Source organism: Chryseobacterium vrystaatense (assembly GCF_000737765.1).
Lineage (GTDB): Bacteria > Bacteroidota > Bacteroidia > Flavobacteriales > Weeksellaceae > Chryseobacterium > Chryseobacterium vrystaatense.
In genome coordinates this window covers 847,946-868,724 of record NZ_JPRI01000001.1, presented here as the reverse complement: position 1 = coordinate 868,724, position 20,779 = coordinate 847,946, and the positions used below count along the sequence as shown (strand labels likewise).

At 38.6% G+C, this 20,779-nt stretch carries 18 protein-coding genes; 16 read left to right on the top strand and 2 right to left on the bottom strand.

The genetic code is table 11. The features are described 5' to 3' along the window. Window positions 1–195: 195 nt before the first annotated feature. The 16 genes from mraZ to IW16_RS03955 all read left to right on the top strand — a co-directional run bounded on the left by mraZ (window position 196) and on the right by IW16_RS03955 (window position 19,887). Window positions 196–654, top strand: a complete 459-nt coding sequence (mraZ, locus tag IW16_RS04030; RefSeq protein ID WP_034739911.1) for a division/cell wall cluster transcriptional repressor MraZ — start codon at window positions 196–198, stop codon at window positions 652–654. Window positions 655–697: 43 nt separating this feature from the next. Next, window positions 698–1,591, top strand: a complete 894-nt coding sequence (gene rsmH / locus IW16_RS04025) for a 16S rRNA (cytosine(1402)-N(4))-methyltransferase RsmH (protein ID WP_034739908.1) — start codon at window positions 698–700, stop codon at window positions 1,589–1,591. 104 nt (window positions 1,592–1,695) lie between these two features. Then, a complete protein-coding gene (locus IW16_RS04020; RefSeq protein ID WP_034701184.1) occupies window positions 1,696–2,061 on the top strand; it encodes an FtsL-like putative cell division protein in 366 nt (121 codons plus the stop codon). Beyond that, window positions 2,045–4,036 carry a penicillin-binding transpeptidase domain-containing protein gene (locus IW16_RS04015; protein WP_034739906.1) on the top strand — a complete coding sequence of 664 codons (1,992 nt, stop codon included), beginning with the start codon at window positions 2,045–2,047 and terminating at the stop codon, window positions 4,034–4,036. The genes IW16_RS04020 and IW16_RS04015 overlap by 17 nt, the downstream gene beginning before the upstream one ends. A gap of 63 nt (window positions 4,037–4,099) precedes the next feature. Further along, entirely contained in the window at window positions 4,100–5,560 is a 1,461-nt protein-coding gene (locus IW16_RS04010; protein ID WP_034739904.1) for a UDP-N-acetylmuramoyl-L-alanyl-D-glutamate--2,6-diaminopimelate ligase, read from the top strand. A 10-nt stretch (window positions 5,561–5,570) separates the two neighbouring features. Next, window positions 5,571–6,812 (top strand): phospho-N-acetylmuramoyl-pentapeptide-transferase, encoded by a 1,242-nt coding sequence (gene mraY, locus IW16_RS04005; RefSeq protein ID WP_034739902.1) that lies wholly within the window; start codon window positions 5,571–5,573, stop codon window positions 6,810–6,812. A gap of 76 nt (window positions 6,813–6,888) precedes the next feature. After that, the gene (murD, locus tag IW16_RS04000; RefSeq protein ID WP_034739900.1) at window positions 6,889–8,217 is read left to right on the top strand and encodes a UDP-N-acetylmuramoyl-L-alanine--D-glutamate ligase; all 1,329 of its coding nucleotides are present in this window, start codon (window positions 6,889–6,891) and stop codon (window positions 8,215–8,217) included. A gap of 71 nt (window positions 8,218–8,288) precedes the next feature. Then, window positions 8,289–9,527, top strand: a complete 1,239-nt coding sequence (locus tag IW16_RS03995) for an FtsW/RodA/SpoVE family cell cycle protein (protein WP_034739897.1) — start codon at window positions 8,289–8,291, stop codon at window positions 9,525–9,527. Window positions 9,528–9,550: 23 nt separating this feature from the next. Continuing rightward, the gene (gene murG, locus IW16_RS03990) at window positions 9,551–10,654 is read left to right on the top strand and encodes an undecaprenyldiphospho-muramoylpentapeptide beta-N-acetylglucosaminyltransferase (RefSeq protein ID WP_083536084.1); all 1,104 of its coding nucleotides are present in this window, start codon (window positions 9,551–9,553) and stop codon (window positions 10,652–10,654) included. A gap of 51 nt (window positions 10,655–10,705) precedes the next feature. After that, on the top strand, window positions 10,706–12,064 hold the full coding sequence (gene murC / locus IW16_RS03985; protein ID WP_034739894.1) for a UDP-N-acetylmuramate--L-alanine ligase: 1,359 nt from the start codon (window positions 10,706–10,708) through the stop codon (window positions 12,062–12,064). A gap of 287 nt (window positions 12,065–12,351) precedes the next feature. Next, entirely contained in the window at window positions 12,352–13,311 is a 960-nt protein-coding gene (locus tag IW16_RS03980; RefSeq protein ID WP_034739891.1) for a cell division protein FtsQ/DivIB, read from the top strand. Window positions 13,312–13,420: 109 nt separating this feature from the next. Then, complete coding sequence (gene ftsA / locus IW16_RS03975; RefSeq protein WP_034739888.1) at window positions 13,421–14,806, top strand: cell division protein FtsA; 1,386 nt, start codon at window positions 13,421–13,423, stop codon at window positions 14,804–14,806. A gap of 120 nt (window positions 14,807–14,926) precedes the next feature. Next, window positions 14,927–16,840, top strand: coding sequence for a cell division protein FtsZ (gene ftsZ / locus IW16_RS03970; protein WP_034739885.1), 1,914 nt, complete (start codon window positions 14,927–14,929; stop codon window positions 16,838–16,840). A gap of 97 nt (window positions 16,841–16,937) precedes the next feature. Then, window positions 16,938–17,384, top strand: coding sequence for a GatB/YqeY domain-containing protein (locus tag IW16_RS03965; RefSeq protein WP_034739883.1), 447 nt, complete (start codon window positions 16,938–16,940; stop codon window positions 17,382–17,384). A gap of 472 nt (window positions 17,385–17,856) precedes the next feature. Continuing rightward, the gene (locus IW16_RS03960) at window positions 17,857–18,267 is read left to right on the top strand and encodes a BrxA/BrxB family bacilliredoxin (RefSeq protein ID WP_034701172.1); all 411 of its coding nucleotides are present in this window, start codon (window positions 17,857–17,859) and stop codon (window positions 18,265–18,267) included. 105 nt (window positions 18,268–18,372) lie between these two features. Continuing rightward, window positions 18,373–19,887 carry a GH3 auxin-responsive promoter family protein gene (locus IW16_RS03955; protein WP_034739881.1) on the top strand — a complete coding sequence of 505 codons (1,515 nt, stop codon included), beginning with the start codon at window positions 18,373–18,375 and terminating at the stop codon, window positions 19,885–19,887. Between the two features lie 110 nt (window positions 19,888–19,997). On the opposite strand, the gene IW16_RS03950 is transcribed toward IW16_RS03955, so the two are convergent. Further along, on the bottom strand, window positions 19,998–20,378 hold the full coding sequence (locus IW16_RS03950) for a hypothetical protein (protein ID WP_034739879.1): 381 nt from the start codon (window positions 20,376–20,378) through the stop codon (window positions 19,998–20,000). 38 nt (window positions 20,379–20,416) lie between these two features. Next, on the bottom strand, window positions 20,417–20,779 hold the full coding sequence (locus IW16_RS03945) for a hypothetical protein (protein ID WP_034739876.1): 363 nt from the start codon (window positions 20,777–20,779) through the stop codon (window positions 20,417–20,419).

The following is a 20,779-nucleotide window of genomic DNA, read 5'->3' as shown; positions in this document are numbered from 1 at the left end:
ATAATATAATATCCTCCTTTTTCTTTACTTTTTTCAAAACCTCTTTACTATGGTCTAAATAGCAGTTTCCACAACACTCAAAATATCAAATACTTATCCCGATTAAATTAAATCTTTAATAAAACTTATTAACATTAAGTCAAAAAGTGGGAAAAAGTGGGAAATTTTGGAAATTATTATATAAATTTGTCCCAAATGAAAAGTTTCATTGGAACATATGAGTGTAAAATTGACGACAAAGGCCGGTTAAAAGTTCCCTCCTCCCTGATCAAACAGATGGAAAACTTCGACGATAAGGCATTTGTAGTCAAGAGATCTGTGTTCCAACCTTGCCTGGAAGTTTATCCCATGAATGCATGGGACAAAATGATGGGCAAAATTAATAAACTAAACAGATTCATTAAAAAGAATGCTGATTTCATTCGAATGTTTACGGCAGGTGTAAAAACAGTAGAATTGGACAATGCAGGAAGACTTCAGATCTCAAAAGATCTGGTTCATTTTGCAAACCTTCAGAAAGACACTGTCATTACAAGCGCAGGAGAGCTTTTTGAAATTTGGGATAAAGAAGCCTATGAAAAGGTAATTTCTACCAATGAAGCTGATTTTGCAAGCCTTGCTGAAGATGTGATGGGCGCTTTCGATGAAGAATAAACCGCGCTTGCTGTAAAAGGCAAGGTAAAAAACACAATTAAGTATGTACCACAACCCCGTTTTATTGAAGCAGAGCGTTGATGATTTGGTGACGAATCCTGACGGAATATACGTGGACTGCACTTTTGGAGGAGGAGGCCACTCAAGAGAAATTCTGAGCAGACTTTCAGAGAAAGGAAAACTTTTCAGTTTTGATCAGGATCTGGATGCCCTTAAAAATACAATTGATGATCCCAGATTTACGCTGGTGAATCAGAATTTTAGGTTTCTGGAAAACTCAATGCTGATGTATGGCATTACTCAGGTGGACGGCATATTGGCCGATCTTGGCGTTTCATCACACCAGTTTGATGAAGCAGAAAGAGGTTTCTCCACAAGAAACAATGCACCGCTGGATATGAGAATGAACGTCATGCAAGGTCTTGATGCCAAGAGAGTGATCAATGAATATGAAGAAACTGAACTTGCCGATATTTTTTATTATTACGGTGAACTGAGAGAAGCAAGAAAACTCGCAAGAGACATCGTTCATCACAGAAAAACAAAAAGTATCAATACCACCGAGGATCTGAAAAAGCTGTTCAGCTATCTTCCGCCTCATAAGGTGAACAAATTTTATGCTCAGCTTTTCCAGGCGATAAGAATAGAAGTCAACCAGGAACTTGAAGCTCTGAAAGAGATGCTTGTTCAGGCTCTTAACATCTTAAGACCGGAAGGAAGGCTCGTTGTCATCTCTTACCATTCGTTAGAAGACCGTCTGGTAAAAAGATTCCTTAAAAACGGAATGTTTGAAGGAGAACAGCAAAGAGATATCTACGGAAATTATAAAAAGGTCTTTGAATTGCTTAAGAGTAAAGCGATCATCCCCGATGATAAGGAGATCGAAGAAAATTCAAGAGCAAGAAGTGCAAAAATGAGAACAGGAATTAAAGTGTAAAGGTGAAGAGTCAATGGTGAAGGGTCATTTTTTATTCAACTTATAAAAAAATGACAATTGACGAACGAAGTGCATTCACTGTAAACAAATTGACATAAAAAACTTTGGCAAAAAGAACGACAAACCGCCCTCAGAAGAAGCTCACTTTTATAGACATTATAAAAGGAAACTTTCTGAACCGTGATGAGATCAAAACTCATTACAAGTATTTTTTACTGTTGTTCATTCTGATGATGGCGATGATTTATAGCAATCACCTTGTCAACAAGAAAATAAAAATTGTCAATGCTTTAAAAGAAGAAACAGAAGAATATAAATCCAGAAACGCTTACGCCCAGAGTAAGCTGATCAAAGTAAAAATGGAATCGCAACTGGGGAAGGAAGTAGCAAAGGACTCACTGATGACTTTGGAAAACCATCCTCACAAACTGCTAATAAAACTAGACAGTACAGATGCAAAAACAAAATGAATACGATAACAAACGTAAAAAAACGTTAAGGTGGGGCTACCTCTTCGCAGTGGGAGTTCTGTGCGTATTTGTGCTGTTTCTTACAAGAATCGTAATCCTGCAAAACACTAATGTTCAGGAAATTAAAGACGATTACATTAATAAAAATTACCGAGAAGCCACACTAAAGGCAGCCCGTGGAAACCTGTTCGCATCAGACGGCTCTATACTCGCCACAACCGTGATGCGTTATGATATCTATCTTGATTTCAAGACCATGAAAGATACCATCTACAGCAACAATATCGGCGCACTGACAGATTCTTTAAGTAAAATGTTTGGAAAATCCAGAGGAGAATTCAGACAGAAATTTGATGAGCAAAAAAAGAAGAAGAATCAATACTATACCTTAGTCAAAGGGCTTGATTTCGATCAGTATGACAGGATCAGAAACTTTCCGATCTTTAAAAAAGGGAAGAATAAAGGAGGTTTTATTGTAGACAGAAATTATAAGAGAGAACTCGCTACCTCAGAGATTGGTGCCGGAACAATAGGAATTGATAACGGAGAAGTAAAAGCCGGTCTGGAAGGTGCTTTCTCAAAATATCTTACAGGAACCGACGGAAAGAGACTGGAACAAAGAATCAACTCATCACAATGGAAGCCTATTGATTACTGGAAAGTAAAAGAACCGGTAGATGGTGAAGATGTATATACTACTTTAGACCTTAGAATTCAGGATATTGCACACTCTGCATTAGAGAAGCAGTTAATTAATTACGAGGCTAAACACGGAACCGTGATTGTCATGGAAACACAAACCGGAAAGGTACGTGCTCTTGTTAATCTCAGAAGAACAGAATCTGGCGAATACGAAGACTCTTATAACTATGCCTTAAAAGATAATATCGAACCCGGTTCTACTTTTAAGACTATTTCACTATTGGCAGCAATGGATGATGGTTTTATTGATGAAAACACAACCGTAGATGTTGGCAATGGAGTCTGGACCTATGCAAAACAGAGAATCTCTGATGGCCATGGCGGAGGAACTTATGATATCAGTGATGTTTTAGCCAAGTCAAGCAACGTCGGAACAGCAAAACTGATCACAAAGTATTATGCAGAAAAACCACAGATTTTTCTGGACCATCTGAAAAGATGGAAGCTATTTGACAAAATGGATATTGAACTTCCGGGAATTACAAAACCGAAGATCGTTACGCCACAAAATAAAAGATGGAATGCCGCAACATTAGCTTCTATTTCTTACGGATATTCATCAAACATCAACTTGTTGCAGTTAACAACCTTCTATAACGGGGTTGCTAACGGTGGTAAAATGCTTAAACCTCTGTTCATTGATAAGATCATGAAAGACGGGAAAGTAATGTACAGCGCTAAACCCGAAGTAATCGTCAATAAAATGGCTTCCGAAAAAGCCATCAAAATGATGACCAATGCATTGACCAAAGCTGTGGAAAAAGGAACAGGACGAAGCATCTTTACTCCCAACCTTAAAATGGCAGGAAAAACAGGAACAGCAAGATTTGAATACTGGCTTCCCGGCCCAATGAAGTACAGAGCTTCTTTTGCAGGCTTTTATCCGGCTGATAATCCAAAATACACCTGCTACGTGATGATCAGTGAGCCGAACACGGCAATAGGCTTTTACGGAGGTCCCGTTTCAGCTCCGGTGTTTAAAGAGATTGCAGGAAAAACATTCCTGAAAACACCTCAGAATATAGAAAAGGAAATGCTGGTAGACAGAAAGGTCAATCTCAGCAAATTGGTAGAACCTAACGTCAAAGTAGCCGTCAACAATAAACAGATGCCCAACGTAGTCGGACTCATCGGTAAAAATGTAATTCCCCAACTGGAAAATTTAGGATACCGTGTCGACTTTAAAGGTGTTGGAAGGATCAGGGAACAGTTCCCGCTGGAGGGTACAGTGATCAGCAGAAATCAGAGAATTTATTTATCTCTGCAGAATTAAAATTAGTAAACCGGTCCAAAAGGACGATAAAAAAGGCAAGGAAAAATTCCTGCCAGATATAAAATGATAATAACAGAATTATTAAAAAAGATTCCAGTTTTAGAAATTCACGGCGATGAAGCCCGTGAGATTTCAGAATTGGTTTTTGACAGCAGAAAGATTACGGAAAACTCACTCTATGTTGCAGTGAGAGGAACCGTTGCAGACGGACATTCATATATTGCATCATCTGTTGAAAAAGGTGCAAAAGCTATTGTATGTGAAGAATTTCCAGACATACTGAATGAAAATGTAACTTATATCAAGGTTAAAGATTCATCTAAAACATTGGGGCACCTTGCTTCCAATTTCTACGGAAATCCTTCTCAGAAACTTAAATTAATCGGAGTTACCGGAACCAATGGTAAAACCTCAGTATCTACCCTTCTTTTTGATGTATTTAAAAATTTAGGATATGATTCTGTACTGCTTTCCACTGTGGAGATCAGAATAGCGGATGAAATTATTCCGGCAACGCATACGACTCCGGATGTGATCACCATCAATAAAATATTAGCACAAGCGGTTGAAAAAGGGTGTGAATTTGCTTTCATGGAAGTCAGTTCCCATGGAATTGCACAAAACAGGATAGAAGGTCTGCATTTTAAAATTGCAGGGTTTACCAACCTTACCCACGACCACCTGGATTACCATAAAACATTCGATGAGTATCTGAAGACAAAGAAAAGATTTTTCGACGGACTGGAAGATACCGCTATTGCCATCACCAATGTTGATGACAAGAACGGAATGGTGATGCTTCAGAATACTAAGGCAAAGAAAAAGTCTTATGCTCTGAAAACCATGGCTGATTACCACGGAAAATCCCTGGAGATCGACTTCAATGGAATGTTGCTGAACTTCAACGGAAAAGAATTCTGGACCACATTGACAGGAAGATTCAATGTTTATAATTTATTGCTGGTTTTCGGAATTGCAACAGAACTGGGTTTTGAGCAGGATGAAATCTTGCAGGCAATCAGTATGTTAAAAAGAGTTTCAGGAAGATTCGAAACGTTCAAATCAGATGGTGGAATTTTCTTTATCGTGGATTATGCACACACTCCGGATGCTTTAGAAAATATTCTGGACAGTATCAATGATATCAGAACGAAAAACGAAAGGCTGATTACTGTTTTCGGATGCGGAGGCGACAGAGATCACTCCAAAAGACCTGAAATGGGAAATATTGCCACCAGAAAATCAACTCTGGCTATCATCACTTCAGACAATCCGAGAACAGAAGATCCTGCACAGATCATCAAAGAAATTGAAGCAGGCGTTGAATCTCAAAACTTCAGCAAATACACTTCAATTCCGGATAGAAAAGAAGCCATCAAAATGGCAATCAAATTTTCAGAACCGAAAGATATTGTTTTAGTAGCCGGAAAAGGCCACGAAACATATCAGGACATTAATGGTGTAAAACATCATTTTGACGACAAAGAAACGATCAACGAACTTTGGAAGTTAATGAGTAAATAAAAAAAAGGACATGCTATACTATCTATACGAATACCTAACCAGTCAGGGAATCCATATACCGGGATTGGGAATGCTGAAATATATTTCTTTCCGTGCCGGAATAGCTGTGCTTTTTTCTCTGGTTATTGCCTTGGTTTACGGAAAGAGGATTATCAATTACTTAAGAGCAAAGCAAATGGGTGAATTGGTACGTGACCTTGGGCTGGACGGACAAAAGCAGAAAGAAGGAACTCCTACAATGGGGGGATTGATCATTATCATTGCGACAATCATTCCTGTTCTGCTCTTTACAAGAATTACCAATGTCTATATTGTCCTGCTTCTGGTTTCCATGTTATGGATGGGTGCTATAGGTTTCGTAGATGATTATTTAAAGAAAGTTAAAAAAAATAAAGACGGACTGAGCGGAAAATTTAAAATTGTCGGCCAGGTCGGATTGGGGTTAATTGTCGGAGTTACAATGTATTTCCACCCTGATATTACCGTTAAAAGAAAATATGCAGATGCAAAAGTAGTGAACCGGAACAATGTAGAGCAGAACTTTATGCCTACTGAAAAAATTACCGTTTCTACCGTTCCATTTGCCAAAAACAATGAGTTTGACTATAGTGGAATTCTGTTTTGGATGAATGATAAAGATGCCCATGAGTGGGCATGGATTGTCTTTATCCCAATCGTTATTTTTATCGTCACTGCGGTATCCAATGGTGCCAATATCACTGACGGAATAGATGGGCTCGCAGCGGGCACCAGTGCCATCATACTGCTTACCCTCGCGCTATTCGCCTATCTGTCCGGGAACATTATTTTTGCGGATTACCTCAATATCATGTTCCTTCCGAATATGGGTGAAACGACCATTTTTGCAGTAGCTATGGTGGGTGCTGTGATTGGTTTTTTCTGGTACAATACCTATCCTGCTCAGGTTTTTATGGGAGATACAGGGAGTCTAATGCTGGGAGGTGTTATCGCCGTTTTAGCGATCATCCTGAGAAAAGAACTTCTGATTCCTGTTTTATGCGGAATCTTCCTGATCGAAAACGTATCTGTCATGCTGCAGGTTATTGTCTTCAAATACAGAAAAAGAAAATATGGGCTGGACTACGCTCAGAATAACAGATTTTTTAGGATGTCTCCATTACACCATCACTATCAGAAAGGAGGCTTCCATGAGAGCAAAATCGTGAACAGAATGATCATCATCGGAGTAATCATGGCGATTGTATGTCTGATCACATTAAAAATGAGATAAGTTTTATCAAAGTAAGAGTATTAAAAAAGTAAACCAAATTGCATTAATACATTTTACATTTTACAAAAAAAAGAATATGAAAATAGTTGTTTTAGGAGGTGGAGAGAGCGGATGCGGAGCTGCTTATTTAGCGAAAAAACAAGGTCTGGAAGTTTTTCTTTCAGACAAAGGAGCTATTAAGGATAACTATAAGCAGTTTTTAGCCGAAAATGAAATTGAATTTGAAGAAGGAAACCACAACGAAGAAAGAATATTAAAAGCCGACTGGATCGTAAAAAGCCCCGGGATTCCCAAAAAGGCAGAGATCGTTCATAAAATTCATGAGAAAGGAATAAGACTTTCCTCTGAAATTGAGTTCGCTTCAGAATTTACTGATGCAAAGATCATTGCGATTACAGGGAGCAACGGAAAAACAACGACTACTTCACTGATCTACTATATCCTGAAAAATGACGGACTGAATGTAGGATTAGGAGGCAATATCGGTTACAGCTTTGCAAAACAGGTGGCTGACGAGAACCACGAATATTATGTTTTGGAGGTCAGTTCTTTCCAATTAGATGATATTCAGAATTTCAGACCTTATATTTCCCTGTTGCTGAATCTGTCTCAGGATCATTTGGATCAGTACAACTACAATTATGAAGAATATGCTTTAGCTAAATTCAGAATTGCCGAAAACCAGGAAAATGACAATTTCTTCATCTATAACAAAGATGATGAAATGAGTAAAAATATTCTCGAAAAACTTGAAATAAAGGCCAAAATGATTCCTTTTTCTACAAAAGAAAAACTGTCTGAAGGGGGATTCATTGATGAAGATCAGATTGTAGTAACAGGAAAGGACGAGTTTACTATGAAGATCGATAAACTGTCTCTTCTTGGAAATCACAATGTTGCCAATAGCTTAGCGGCTTCTATTGCCGGTAAAATACTGGAAATCAACAACGAAAGCATCAGAAATTCTCTGATGACTTTTCAGGCCGTAGAACACAGACTTGAATTCGTGACAGAGGCCAACGGTGTAAAATACATCAATGACAGTAAGGCAACGAATGTCAATGCGACCTACTACGCTTTAGAAAGCATGAAAACTCCAACGGTCTGGATCGTAGGAGGATTAGATAAAGGAAACGACTACTCAGAAATTGAGGAACTTGTTAAAAGAAAAGTAAAAGCAATTGTCTGCTTAGGAATAGACAATACGAAGATCATAGACTTCTTTAAAGACAAAAAAGAATTCATCTATGATACTTCAAGTATGGAAGAGGCTGTAAAGATCTCAAAATCACTGGCCAAAAACGGAGATACCGTTTTACTCTCTCCGTGCTGCGCAAGTTTTGACCTGTTTAAAAGCTATGAAGACAGAGGAAAACAGTTTAAAGAGCAAGTATTAAAAAATTAACAGTTAAGAATGGATAGTTAATAATTTTTGAACATTTTTCATTATTAATTTTTCATTTTTCATTCAATAACATGGACGAACAGAACACAGAAAACAGAATTGAATTTCTAAAGGGCGATAAAGTACTTTGGATGGTCATCCTTGTGATCTCCATTTTCTCTATTTTCCCTGTATACTCTGCAAGTTCAAATCTGGAATACATCGTTAATAACGGGACCACTACCGGTCACGTTATCAAGCATATGTTCTTTGTGGTTCTGGGCCTTGTTATCATGAGGGTTGTTGGAATGGTGAAATATGAGTACATCGGAAAGCTCAGCAGTATTCTGTTAGGTTTAATGATTGTTTTGCTCGTTGTGACTATGTTTACGGGTCAGACCATTGATGGAGCCAGTGCTTCCAGATGGCTGAAGATTCCCGGAACCCCTATCTCATTTCAGCCGTCGTCATTTGCATTTTTAATGCTTATCATTTATCTCTGCAGATACCTGACCAAGAAAATAACAAGGGAAAGGCTTCCCATTGAGAACATCATGTACATCTTCGGGCCTATCCTGCTGGTGTTTGTGTTAGTAGCCAAAGACAACGGTTCTACAGCATTGATGATCCTGATGGTTTCTGTAATTGTATTGATTATAGGACAGCTTCACTGGAAATACATTGCCGGGTTTATCTCTTCTTCATTTGTAGCTATTATTTTTTTCCTGATTGTAGCATTGAATACCAATTTAATAGGTGGAAACCGTGTTCATACATGGATGAGCCGTATTGAAACATTTACATCCAGCAAAGCAAAATCCACAGATGTAGATGATGAAAGTGTAAAAGCTAAAAACTATCAGGTGATGCAGGCCAAAGCTGCTATCGTGCATGGGGGAATTACCGGAATGGGACCTGGAAAAAGCGCTTTAAAGCAAATGCTTCCCCAGTCTGCCTCCGACTTTATTTTCGCAGTGATTGTAGAAGAATACGGACTTATAGGCGCCGCTTTCCTGATATGTCTCTATCTTATTATGATGATCAGGATTGTAATGATTGCCAGCAAAATGCCCGCTTTTTTCGGCTCCTTGCTCGTGCTCAGTCTCGGGGTGATGATTTTCATCCAGCTTGCAGTAAATATTGCTGTAGCCGTCAATCTGATCCCTGTAACAGGACAGCCTTTGCCACTGATAAGTTATGGAGGAACCTCCATGCTGGTAACCTATCTCCAGCTTGGAATTATTTTAAACATAAGCTCAAGAATACAGATTTACGATGAAGAAGGAATGGGCAAAAAACAAAGTATAGCAGAAATTAATGATATCGCATAAACGATATCAACAACAGAATAAAAATGGACAAAAAACTAAAAGTAATATTATCGGGAGGCGGAACAGGAGGACACATATTCCCTGCTATCGCCATTGCAGATGAAATCAGAAAAAGATTTCCTGATACCGAATTTTTGTTCATCGGAGCCAACGGAAAAATGGAAATGGAAAAAGTTCCTCAGGCAGGCTACAAAATTGAAGGAATTGATATTGCCGGAATCGACAGAGGAAATATGTTATCGAATTTAGGGCTGCCTTTCAAAATTTTGAAAAGTCTATCTAAATCTAAAAAGATCATTAGAAATTTCGCTCCGGATTTTGCAGTAGGAACAGGTGGTTTTGCAAGCGGACCCGCTTTGTATGAAGCCAGTAAAATGGGAATTCCCATATTTATTCAGGAACAGAATGCCCATGCCGGTGTTACCAATAAAATTTTGAGCAAGAAGGCAAAAGCAGTTTTTACGGCTTATCCAAAAGTAGAAGGCTTCCCTTCTGAAAAAATAAAATTTCTGGGAAATCCTATTCGTGAGAATATCATCACAGGAATGACAGCAACGGAGCTGGCAAAAGAAAAAATGGGATTACATAAAGATAAGCTTACCATTCTTTCTGTAGGTGGTTCTTTAGGCTCCAGAACATTAAATAATGCATGGAGATCGCATTTAAACGAACTTGTAAAAAAAGATTATCAGCTCATCTGGCAAACAGGAAAGCTTGATTATAAAGATATAACAGAAGAAACAAAAGATTCAGAAAGCAGAAACATTCAGATCCATGAATTCATCAAAGACATGGAGACGGCTTATTCTGCAGCAGATATCATTGTTTCAAGAGCAGGCGCCATTGCCATTTCAGAACTGGCAGTAGCCAAGAAACCTGTTCTTCTGGTACCTTTCCCCTTTGCGGCAGAAGATCACCAGACGAAAAATGCCATGAATCTGGTTGAAAAAAACGCAGCAAGAATGGTAAAAGACACGGAAATGCAGGAAAAATTCTGGGATACACTGGAAGAAATCTGCAGCAGTGAAAGTTTAAGAAATGAAATGTCTCACAACCTCGAATATTTTGCTAAACCTAACGCAGCAAAAGAGATTGTAGATGAGATATTTAGTGTGTTAATGAGATAATTTGATGAGTTAATTCTTCCATCATTTAATCTTTAAATTTTTTAATAAATTATGAAAGTTCTTGAAACATATCAAAATTATTACTTCGTAGGTATCGGAGGTATCGGGATGAGCGCCCTGGCGCGTTATTTCAATGCTTCGGGCAAAAAAGTGCTGGGCTATGACAAGACCAACACAAAGCTTACGACACAGCTTATGAAGGAAGGAATTGATATTGTTTTTGAAGATACCATTGACGAAAAAATATCTGTTCTTCAAAAAGAAGATACCCTGGTGATCTACACTCCAGCCATTAAAACACTGGGAATATTAGATTATTTTAACCAGAATCAGTTTGAAGTTTTGAAGCGTGCAAAAGTTTTGGGTCTGATCACTGAAAACACAAACTGTATTGCTGTGGCAGGAACACATGGAAAAACAACCACTTCAACATTGGTATCACACCTGTGCAAAGAAGCTGATCTTCCGTTTTCATGTTTCCTTGGCGGTATTTCAGAAAATTTCAAATCAAATTTCTTATATAACGGTACACAATATTCTGTGGTGGAAGCGGATGAATATGACAGAAGTTTCCTTACCCTCTCTCCGGACTGGGCGGTAGTCACCTCTACGGATGCAGACCATTTGGATATTTATGGTGATAAAGGTCATATTGAAGAAGGCTTCAAACAGTTTGCAGCACTTGTTCCAGATGACAGACAGTTATTTGTAAGAAAAGGACTGGATATCGGCAGAGACCATAAAACCTATGCCGTCAATGAAAAAGCAGATTACTATTCCGATAATCTACGTATGGATCATGATAAGATTTATTTTGACTTTCATACCCCTTCCGAAACTGTAAAAGATTTTGTTTGGGAAATTCCGGGCATCCACAATGTTGAAAATGCAACGGCCGCATTGGCAATCCTGCACAATTTAGGCGTAGATTTTGAAACACTGAAAAGGGCTATTGCCAATTTTAAAGGAATTAAAAGGAGATATACCAAACATATTTATCCAAACGGTAAAATTTATATTGATGATTATGCCCACCATCCTACAGAGATCAATGCGGTAGTAAGCTCAATCAGAACATTTTACCCTGAGAAAAAGCTATTGGTGGTTTTCCAGCCCCATCTTTTCAGCAGAACTAGAGACTTCGCTGATGGATTTGCAGAAAGCCTGAGTACATCGGATGAACTTATCCTTCTGGACATTTATCCTGCAAGAGAACTTCAGGAAAATTTTGAAGGAATCACCTCAGACTGGTTATTGGAAAAGGTAAATTTAGATAAAAAACAAAAATCGGATCTATCCGGTGCATTTGAAAAAATAAAAGAAAAAGATTTTGACATTCTCCTTACGGTAGGCGCAGGAAATATAGATACCCTGTACGACCCTATTACGGAATGGATTTCAAAACTATGAGTTTAACGCAAAGTTCGCGAAAGAGTTAAAGTTCCAAAATACTCATTCGCAAAGGCGTTTAACTCAGCAAAAAAACAATGTATGGTAGAAAATGAAATTTCAGGTATTAGTTGAGAATAACAAATATAAAACTGGGAATGATTTTAAACTTTCATTCAGTTTTATTTAAAAAAGGAATAAAAAAGAGTCATAAACAAGCTATAACAGTCAAAGCCTCTGCTGAGTGAAACACCTCTGCGAGTTAAAAAAGAAAGCTTTACAACGATGCGTTTATAGAACAATAAAGTATGAAAAATAAATACAGAATATTAAAAATTGTTGTCACAGTGATCATCCTGGGATTACTGCTGAGTTTCTCATTAAAGAGATTCAGTGGCCAGAAGATTACGGACGATAAGATTTCTGTAAAAATGAATGAAAAAACTCCTGTATACTTTATTGATGAAAAAGATATCCGGGAAATTGTAAAAAAAGAAAATCCTTCCGGAAAAGTAGGGGATCTCAATATTCCTACGCTAGAAAAGAAAATTAACTCACTTCCGGCCGTAGACAGTGCCAATGTGTATTTGAATCTGAATGGCAAGCTCTATCTGGATATCAAACAAAGAGTTCCTGTTTTCAGGTTGAACAAAGAGGGAAGAGATTTTTATGTTGATGAAAAAGGAACGGAATTTCCTATTTCCAGGACCTATTCACATCCGTGCATGTTGGTAACTGGAGATGTAAAACCTGATGAATATGAGAAACTGGCAGAGTTGGTTGAGAAGATTGATAAAGATGATTTCAGTAAAAAATTCTTCATTGGAATTTCAAAAAGCAAAGGTGATTATAATCTTCTGACGAGTGACGGAAATTATAAGGTTGAAATAGGTGATCTTGACAATATAGAGTTTAAAGTAAAAGGCTTAAAAACGTTTGTGGAAAAATATCTTGTATTTCAGGATCCCCAAAAGTACAGTATGGTTTCTGTAAAATATCAGAACCAGATTGTAACCACTTTAAATCCTTATTTCAAAGAAAACGACAGTATTCTGAAAGCAGGTAATAAAGAACTGGCAAAAGCGCCGCTAATGGCCGCTGCTAAAAAACCGGAAGCTATGCCTAAAACGGCAGAGTCAAAAAAAACAAAAGCCCCTTCTGCAAAGCCGAAGGAAAAAATAAAAACGATAGTCAAACCGAAGGAAACTAAAAAAACAGAGAAAAAGCCCGCAGCTACAAAGCCTAAGGCAAAAGTAAAAATAGAATAAGGGTGGGTCCAAAAGGGACAATGAGTATAGGATTGGATAAAATCCAGATTAAAAAAACGGGACACTGTCCCTGACATGAAAAAGTAGAAAAAAATCAAATCGACATAAAATGGAAAATCAAGAGTATTCAGTAGGTCTGGACATCGGGACAACGAAGATTGTCGCGATAGTCGGAAGGAGGAATGCACACGGGAAGATAGAAATTCTCGGCGTTGGGAAGGCCAAAAGTCTTGGAGTTCATAAAGGTATTGTGAATAATATCTCACAAACCATTAATTCAATCAAGGCTGCCATTTCTGAAGCACAATCCAGCGCAGGGGTTCCTATCCGTAAAGTTACGGTAGGTATTGCAGGAAAACACATCCGTTCTCTGCAGCATTCCGACTATATTATGCGTGAGCATCCGGACAAATTTATTACAGACGACGACATCGAAGCACTGAAAGATCAGGTAAAAAAGCTGGTGATGCTTCCCGGAGAGGAAATTATCCATGTTCTTCCCCAGGAATATAAAGTGGATTCCGAAGGCGAAATTCAGGAGCCGGTAGGAATGCACGGAAAACGCTTGGAAGCCAATTTCCACGTAGTAGTGGGACAGATGGGCAGCATCAGAAACATCGCAAGATGTGTAAGAGAAGCCGGCCTTGAAATGGAAGCCCTTACCCTGGAACCATTGGCATCTTCAGAAGCTGTATTAACTAAAGAAGAAAAAGAAGCAGGTGTTGCTATTGTAGATATAGGAGGCGGTACTACGGATATTGCCATCTTCAAAGATAATATCATCCGTCATACCTGTGTAATTCCTTACGGAGGAGGTATCATTACGGAAGATATCAAAGAAGGCTGTTCGATCATTGAGAAACATGCAGAACAACTGAAAGTAAAATTCGGTTCTGCAGTTCCTGAATTAGAAAAAGACAGCACATTTGTTACCATTCCCGGACTTCATGGAAGACCGGACAAAGAGATTTCTCTTAAAACGCTGGCACAGATTATCAATGCCCGGGTAGAAGAAATCCTTGAGATGGTGAATACAGAATTAAAAGCTTACGGAGCATTTGAGCAAAAGAAAAAGCTGATTGCAGGGATTGTCCTTACAGGAGGTGGTTCAAACTTAAAGCACCTTCGCCAGCTGGCCAATTATACAACAGGTTTTGACAGCAGAATCGGTTTTGCAAACGAATATATTGCAAACGATAAAAATCAGTATCTGAAAGGCCCGGAATTTGCTACTTCAATCGGCTTGCTGATGGAGAGCTTGAAGATTCGGGACAAAAAACAGGTCGCTGAAACAGAAGAAACCGTGGAAGAAGAAATTGCTAAAACAGAAACTGCTGAAGTACAGACAGAAACAGTTCAGCAAATTCAACCGACAGCAACAGTTCAGGAGCAGCAGGCCGTTGTTACCCAGCAACAGGAAAACAGAAGAGCGAAACTCACTTTTGGGCAGTCGCTTATGGAAAAAGTTAAAAAATTCTTTGAAGAAGTAGAGTAAAATATAAATGATTAAAGATTATTGATAATTGATAAATAAAAAGCAAACAGCTTATAGTCTGGCGCCATTTATCACTCATCAATTATCACTCATCAATCGTCAATTATAAAAAGCATAGTTATGGAAAATATAGATACACAAGGATTTTCATTTGATTTGCCAAAAGGAAATTCATCCATTATAAAAGTAATCGGTGTAGGAGGCGGTGGAAACAACGCGTTGAAGCACATGTACGAGAAAGGAATTTACGGAGTAGATTTCGTGGTCTGTAATACAGATGCCCAAACTTTAGATAATAATCCCGTTGCCAATAAAGTACAGCTGGGTACCACCATTACAGAAGGGTTGGGTGCAGGTGCAGATCCTGAAGTTGGAGAAAAATCGGCTATTGAAAGCATCGAAGAAATTAAAGCATGCATGGGCCAGAATACCAAAATGGTGTTCATCACTGCCGGAATGGGCGGTGGTACAGGTACCGGAGCCGCTCCGGTCATTGCTAAAGTAGCTAAAGATATGGGAATTTTGACGGTAGGTATCGTTACCGTTCCTTTTAGCTTTGAAGGTAAAAGAAGACTTGAACAAGCCGAGATTGGTCTTGAAAAGTTAAGAAATAACGTTGACTCACTTATTGTGATCAATAATGATAAATTAAGACAGCAGTTCGGAAACCTTGGCTTTAAGCAGGGATTCTCAAAAGCCGATGAAGTTTTAACCAATGCCGCGAAAGGAATGGCAGAGGTTATTACCGGTTACTTCGATGTAAACATTGACTTTAGAGATGCTAAATCTGTACTTCAGAACTCTGGTACAGCTCTAATGTCTACAGGAATTGCTTCAGGAGAAAACAAAGCCGAAGAGGCCGTTAAAAAAGCGCTGGACTCTCCGTTGTTGAACGACAACAAGATTACCGGTGCTAAAAACGTTCTTCTATTGATCAGAAGTGGTGCAGAAGAGGTTACCATGGATGAGATCGGGGTAATTATGGATCACATCCAGAAAGAAGCAGGAAATACCGCTGACATTATTTTTGGGGTAGGTGCAGATGAAGAATTAGGAGATTCTGTAAGCGTTCTTGTTATCGCTACAGGTTTTTCAAATGACAGCAAAAGATTTGCAGGACCTACTGAGAAGATTAGAATCAGTCTTAATGACAGCTTTGAAGCTCCCAAATCCTCTCCCTTTAAAACCAGAGAGGAAAGAGAAACAACTTCTGAAACAACTCGTGATTTCGGAGGAAAACACACATTTAGACTGGATGACGAAGACAGCGATTCCCCGCAATTCGGAATGACTTCTTCTGAAAAGAAAATGATCATTGAGGAAGAGATCAGAAAGGACGTAAAATTCTTTGATAAAGAGGAAGATACTCATGGTGCCCGTGACTGGAGAAATGAAGAAGAGCAAGAGGAAGAGTCTTACAGTCTGTTCTCTTATGATGAAGAAGGAGAAGATCCAAATGATCTGGAAACAGAATCTTTCAAATTTGATTTTGATTCCAGAAAAGATGAAACTCCATCCAGTCCTGCAAGCAGTGCTTTCTCAGATGAAAAACCTGTTGAATTCAGTTTCTTTGTAAACAATCAGCCTTCATCCAATGAGCCTAAAACAGATTTCGGACAGCCAAAGGCAGAGTTTACAGCTCCTGTAAGTGCCGTCACTGAAATTCCGGTTCAGGCTGCTGAAGCTATTTTCCAGACAAGATATGAAGAACCTAAAGCTGAAATAAAACCAGCTTATGAAGAAAAAATAGAAATTGAAACTCCAAAACATGCAGAATCTGAATTCACGTTTGTAAATAAAGCGGTTGATCAGGAGAGAATAGTAGAGAGAAGAAATAAATTAAAAGAATTCAATTCACGCTATCAAAGCTTTGACAGCACAAGCGAATTCGAATCTGTACCGGCTTTCAAAAGAAAGAACATCTCTATTGACGGAACCAATGCATCAGACCAGAATATCAACACGTATCTGTCTGATAACAACGGAAACATGCAGGTGAGAGAAAACAGATTTTTAAATAAAGACGTTGACTAAATTGCGATAAGCAATAAGCAGTAAGCTACAGGCTCACCGACTACGGGCCCAATTGAAAGCATACTGCTTATTGCCTAAAGCTTAAAGAAAGAAAAAAATGAGTTTAGAAAATACCATAACCGAAGCTATTAAAACAGCGATGAGAGCAAAAGACAGAGTTGCATTGGACTCTCTGAGAGCCGTAAAAGCTCAGATTTTACTCATCCAAACAGAAGCAAAAGGCGCTGAAGTTTCTGCAGAGCAGGAAATTGCCATTCTTCAGAGAATGATCAAGCAGCGTAAAGATTCTTTCGAACAATTTACAGCACAGGGAAGAAATGACCTTGCTGAAGTAGAAGATGCCCAGATGAAAGTCATTGAGCAATACCTTCCAAAACAACTGAGTCCGGAAGAACTGGAAGCAGAAATCAAGAATATTATTTCACAAACCGGAGCTGAATCTGCGAAAGATTTAGGGAAGGTGATGGGAGCTGCTTCAAAAGCACTGGCTGGAAAGTCAGACGGAAAAAGTATTTCCGAAATGGCTAAGAAGTTGCTTTCTTAACAGCGTTCCGGGTTTCGGGATTTCGGATTTTACTTTATGTCGTAAACCGAATATCCTATAATGATAACCCGAACCACAACCAGGATATCCAACCTTTGCATATCGATTTGATTAAGAAGCCCGGAACAATAAATGTTCCGGGCTTCATTTTTTGGATATTCATAATTATTAATTCAGTTGGGCACTGCCCAAAGCTGAAAGGTTTGTTTACTTAACTGTACTCATGCCGTGTTAAATAATTTGAATGCTCGAGGGAAAGCGGTAAATGTTTTTTTCATGGTCGTTTGTTTTTCAGAATCATTTCAAATTTAATAAATATTTCTCATTATTCATAATTTTATTTCACATTTTTTTGAATATTATTGATATATTAATATTACATTAATTTTATCTGACTAAACGATTGATAGTTTTTATATATTGAACGAAAGCGAAGAAATGATTAACTTTGTACCGATAAAAAACAAAATATATGTATCCAACAGATTTAGTAATGCCTATGAAGGCAGAACTTACAGATAAAGGTTTCGAAGATCTAACATCTCCAGCACAGGTAGAAGAAGCTTTAAAGCAGCCGGGAACAACTCTATTGGTCATCAATTCAGTTTGTGGTTGTGCAGCAGGTGCAGCAAGACCAGGCGTTGTATATTCATTGACAGGAGATAAAAAACCTGATCATTTAACAACTGTTTTTGCAGGATTTGATACAGAAGCTGTAGCAGAAGCAAGAAAACATCTTGCTCCATTCCCTCCAAGCTCTCCATGTGTAGCGCTTTTTAAGGATGGTGAACTGGTTCATATGCTTGAAAGACACCACATTGAAGGAAACCCTGCAGGGGCTATTGCAGCAAATCTTCAGGCAGCTTTTGACGAGTATTGCTAAGAAACAATAAATCTAAATACCAAACCGTTACATTATATGTGACGGTTTTTTTATTTAACACGATAAAAATTCTCTAAAAATTCAAATATTATTATATTTGTTGGAATGGCAACAAAGGCACTTTTTAATACTGTCGTCAACTGGTTTATCCGCCAAAGGATAGATCAGATTCAGAATTTCATGGATCATCCCATTGAAACTCAGAAAGGTATACTCTTTTCTCAGCTGTTTCATGCTGAGGATACTGAATACGGCAAGGCATATGGATTCAATTCGATTTCAAGCTACCAGGACTTTAAAAACAAGGTTCCTATCGTTACTTATGAAGATTTTGAACCTTTTATTGAAAGAGCAAGACAGGGACATAAAGATGTAAGCTGGCCCGGATACATTAAGCATTTTGCAAAATCTTCCGGAACCACCAATGCGAAGAGCAAGTTTATTCCAATTTCCACAGAAAGCCTGGAATACTGTCACATGAAAGCAGGAAAGGATATGGTTTCTATTTATGCCAACAATCATCCCGAAAACCAGCTTTTCACCAATAAAAACCTGCGTTTGGGAGGCAGCTCGGAACTTCATGCTGATTTTAACACCAAATTCGGAGATCTTTCTGCCATTTTAATTGACAACCTCCCTTTTTGGGTAGAAATTACGACGACACCAAGTAAAAAGGTTTCGCTGATGTCGGAGTGGGAAAGTAAGCTCAAGGCCATCACCTCAGAAGTCAAGAACGAAGATGTGGGAAGTATCCTTGGTGTACCAAGCTGGATGCTTGTTCTTCTTCAAAGAGTTTTAAAAGAAACAGGAAGTGGAAGTGTTTCTGAGCTCTGGCCCAATTTAGAGGTCTTTTTTCACGGTGGAATAAGCTTCAAGCCATACAAGGATCAATACCGGCAGATCATCGGTAAAAAGATCAATTACTACGAAATTTACAATGCTTCTGAAGGCTTCTTTGGAATCCAGGACAGATCGGACAGTGATGAGATGCTCCTGATGCTGGATTATGGCATTTTTTATGAGTTTATTCCAATGGACCAGTTTCATTTTTCCAACCCGAAAGTGGTCAGCCTGGAAGATGTGGAAGTAGGAAAAAACTACGCTATGGTCATTACGACCAACGGAGGACTTTGGAGATATCTGATTGGAGACACGGTTGTATTTACTTCTATAAATCCTTTCAGAATAAAAATTACAGGAAGAACCAAACATTATATCAATGCATTCGGGGAAGAGCTTATGATCACCAATGTGGAATCTGCTCTTTCAAAAGCGTGCGAAGTGACCGGCGCGAGCATCACCGATTTTACGGGAGCTCCTGTTTTCATGAAAGAAAACGAAGGCGGTGCCCATGAGTGGATCTTCGAATTCAGCCATCATCCGGATGATCTGGATCGATTTACCGACGCTTTTGACCTTCATTTAAAAACAATTAATTCGGATTATGAAGCCAAAAGATACAACAACTTAACACTGAGAAGGCCAATCGTCCATATTGCCAAACCGGATCTTTTTTACCAATGGCTTGAATCCAAAGGAAAGCTTGGCGGTCAGAATAAAGTTCCAAGACTGAGCAATGACAGAGAATATATAGATCCTTTACTGGAGCTTAACAGGTAGTTATAGAGAAATTCCGACGCAATTATTTCTCCTATCCTATCTCTCTCCATCAAAATAAATAAAAAAACGCGATCAGAATTTGACCGCGTTTTAAATATTTTAATATTTCACTATTTCTTTAGATCCTCCTTCAATTTTTTAGCGCCCTCCTCTACTTTGGCAGCGCCTTTTGCTGCGGCATCTTTTACATCCTGTCCTACTTCTTTTGCTCCGGCTTTGATGTCTTTGCCTGCTTTATTAAGGTCTTCCTTTGTTTTTTGAGCTGCATCATCGATTTTGTTTCCTGCTGCATCTACTTTGGATTTTACATCTTCCTTAGCTTTGTCGATTTTTGCACTGTCTACCATAGCTGAAGGTGATTCTTTAACCGTAGTGGTAGTGGTTGTCAATGATCCGTCAGGATTTTCAACCTGCTCAGTCTTAGTTGTTGATTTTGTACATGATACAGCCAATAATGCTACTGCAGCCGCTGCTAAGATTTGTTTTTTCATATTGTATATTTTTTAAAAGTTTGTAATGGTGGTGTATATTATGGTGTTTTGGATCCGGCAGCAGGTGAAGCATCGGACGTTGGCTGTTTCTTTTCGGCATCCGCCTTTTTCTTTTCCTCTTCCAGCTTCTTTTTGTTTTCTTTTTCCAGTTCTGCCTTCAGTTTATCTTCCTCTTTTTTGAGCTTTTCAGCCTGTTTGATAGAATCCTGGTATTTTTGTGATGACATTTTGATCTGGCGAACAATATCTACTGATGTAGCTCCTGTTGAAAATGAATCTACTGCAGTGGTATCATAGTGAATTTTCACCTCCTGATCGGCCGCGAAACCGGGTGTTTCCTTCTTTGAACAGGCCGATAACAAAAGCAGTATAACAAAACCCGAAGACAGTAAATTTTTCAT

What these genes read in the sequence shown, in the direction of transcription:
- mraZ (WP_034739911.1), top strand. Translation starts at nt 196, where the DNA reads ATGAAAAGTTTCATTGGAACATATGAGTGTAAAATTGACGACAAAGGC.
- rsmH (WP_034739908.1), top strand. Translation starts at nt 698, where the DNA reads ATGTACCACAACCCCGTTTTATTGAAGCAGAGCGTTGATGATTTGGTG.
- IW16_RS04015 (WP_034739906.1), top strand. Translation starts at nt 2,045, where the DNA reads ATGCAAAAACAAAATGAATACGATAACAAACGTAAAAAAACGTTAAGG.
- IW16_RS04010 (WP_034739904.1), top strand. Translation starts at nt 4,100, where the DNA reads ATGATAATAACAGAATTATTAAAAAAGATTCCAGTTTTAGAAATTCAC.
- mraY (WP_034739902.1), top strand. Translation starts at nt 5,571, where the DNA reads ATGCTATACTATCTATACGAATACCTAACCAGTCAGGGAATCCATATA.
- murD (WP_034739900.1), top strand. Translation starts at nt 6,889, where the DNA reads ATGAAAATAGTTGTTTTAGGAGGTGGAGAGAGCGGATGCGGAGCTGCT.
- IW16_RS03995 (WP_034739897.1), top strand. Translation starts at nt 8,289, where the DNA reads ATGGACGAACAGAACACAGAAAACAGAATTGAATTTCTAAAGGGCGAT.
- murG (WP_083536084.1), top strand. Translation starts at nt 9,551, where the DNA reads ATGGACAAAAAACTAAAAGTAATATTATCGGGAGGCGGAACAGGAGGA.
- murC (WP_034739894.1), top strand. Translation starts at nt 10,706, where the DNA reads ATGAAAGTTCTTGAAACATATCAAAATTATTACTTCGTAGGTATCGGA.
- IW16_RS03980 (WP_034739891.1), top strand. Translation starts at nt 12,352, where the DNA reads ATGAAAAATAAATACAGAATATTAAAAATTGTTGTCACAGTGATCATC.
- ftsA (WP_034739888.1), top strand. Translation starts at nt 13,421, where the DNA reads ATGGAAAATCAAGAGTATTCAGTAGGTCTGGACATCGGGACAACGAAG.
- ftsZ (WP_034739885.1), top strand. Translation starts at nt 14,927, where the DNA reads ATGGAAAATATAGATACACAAGGATTTTCATTTGATTTGCCAAAAGGA.
- IW16_RS03965 (WP_034739883.1), top strand. Translation starts at nt 16,938, where the DNA reads ATGAGTTTAGAAAATACCATAACCGAAGCTATTAAAACAGCGATGAGA.
- IW16_RS03960 (WP_034701172.1), top strand. Translation starts at nt 17,857, where the DNA reads ATGTATCCAACAGATTTAGTAATGCCTATGAAGGCAGAACTTACAGAT.
- IW16_RS03955 (WP_034739881.1), top strand. Translation starts at nt 18,373, where the DNA reads ATGGCAACAAAGGCACTTTTTAATACTGTCGTCAACTGGTTTATCCGC.
- IW16_RS03950 (WP_034739879.1), bottom strand. Translation starts at nt 20,378, where the DNA reads ATGAAAAAACAAATCTTAGCAGCGGCTGCAGTAGCATTATTGGCTGTA.
- IW16_RS03945 (WP_034739876.1), bottom strand. Translation starts at nt 20,779, where the DNA reads ATGAAAAATTTACTGTCTTCGGGTTTTGTTATACTGCTTTTGTTATCG.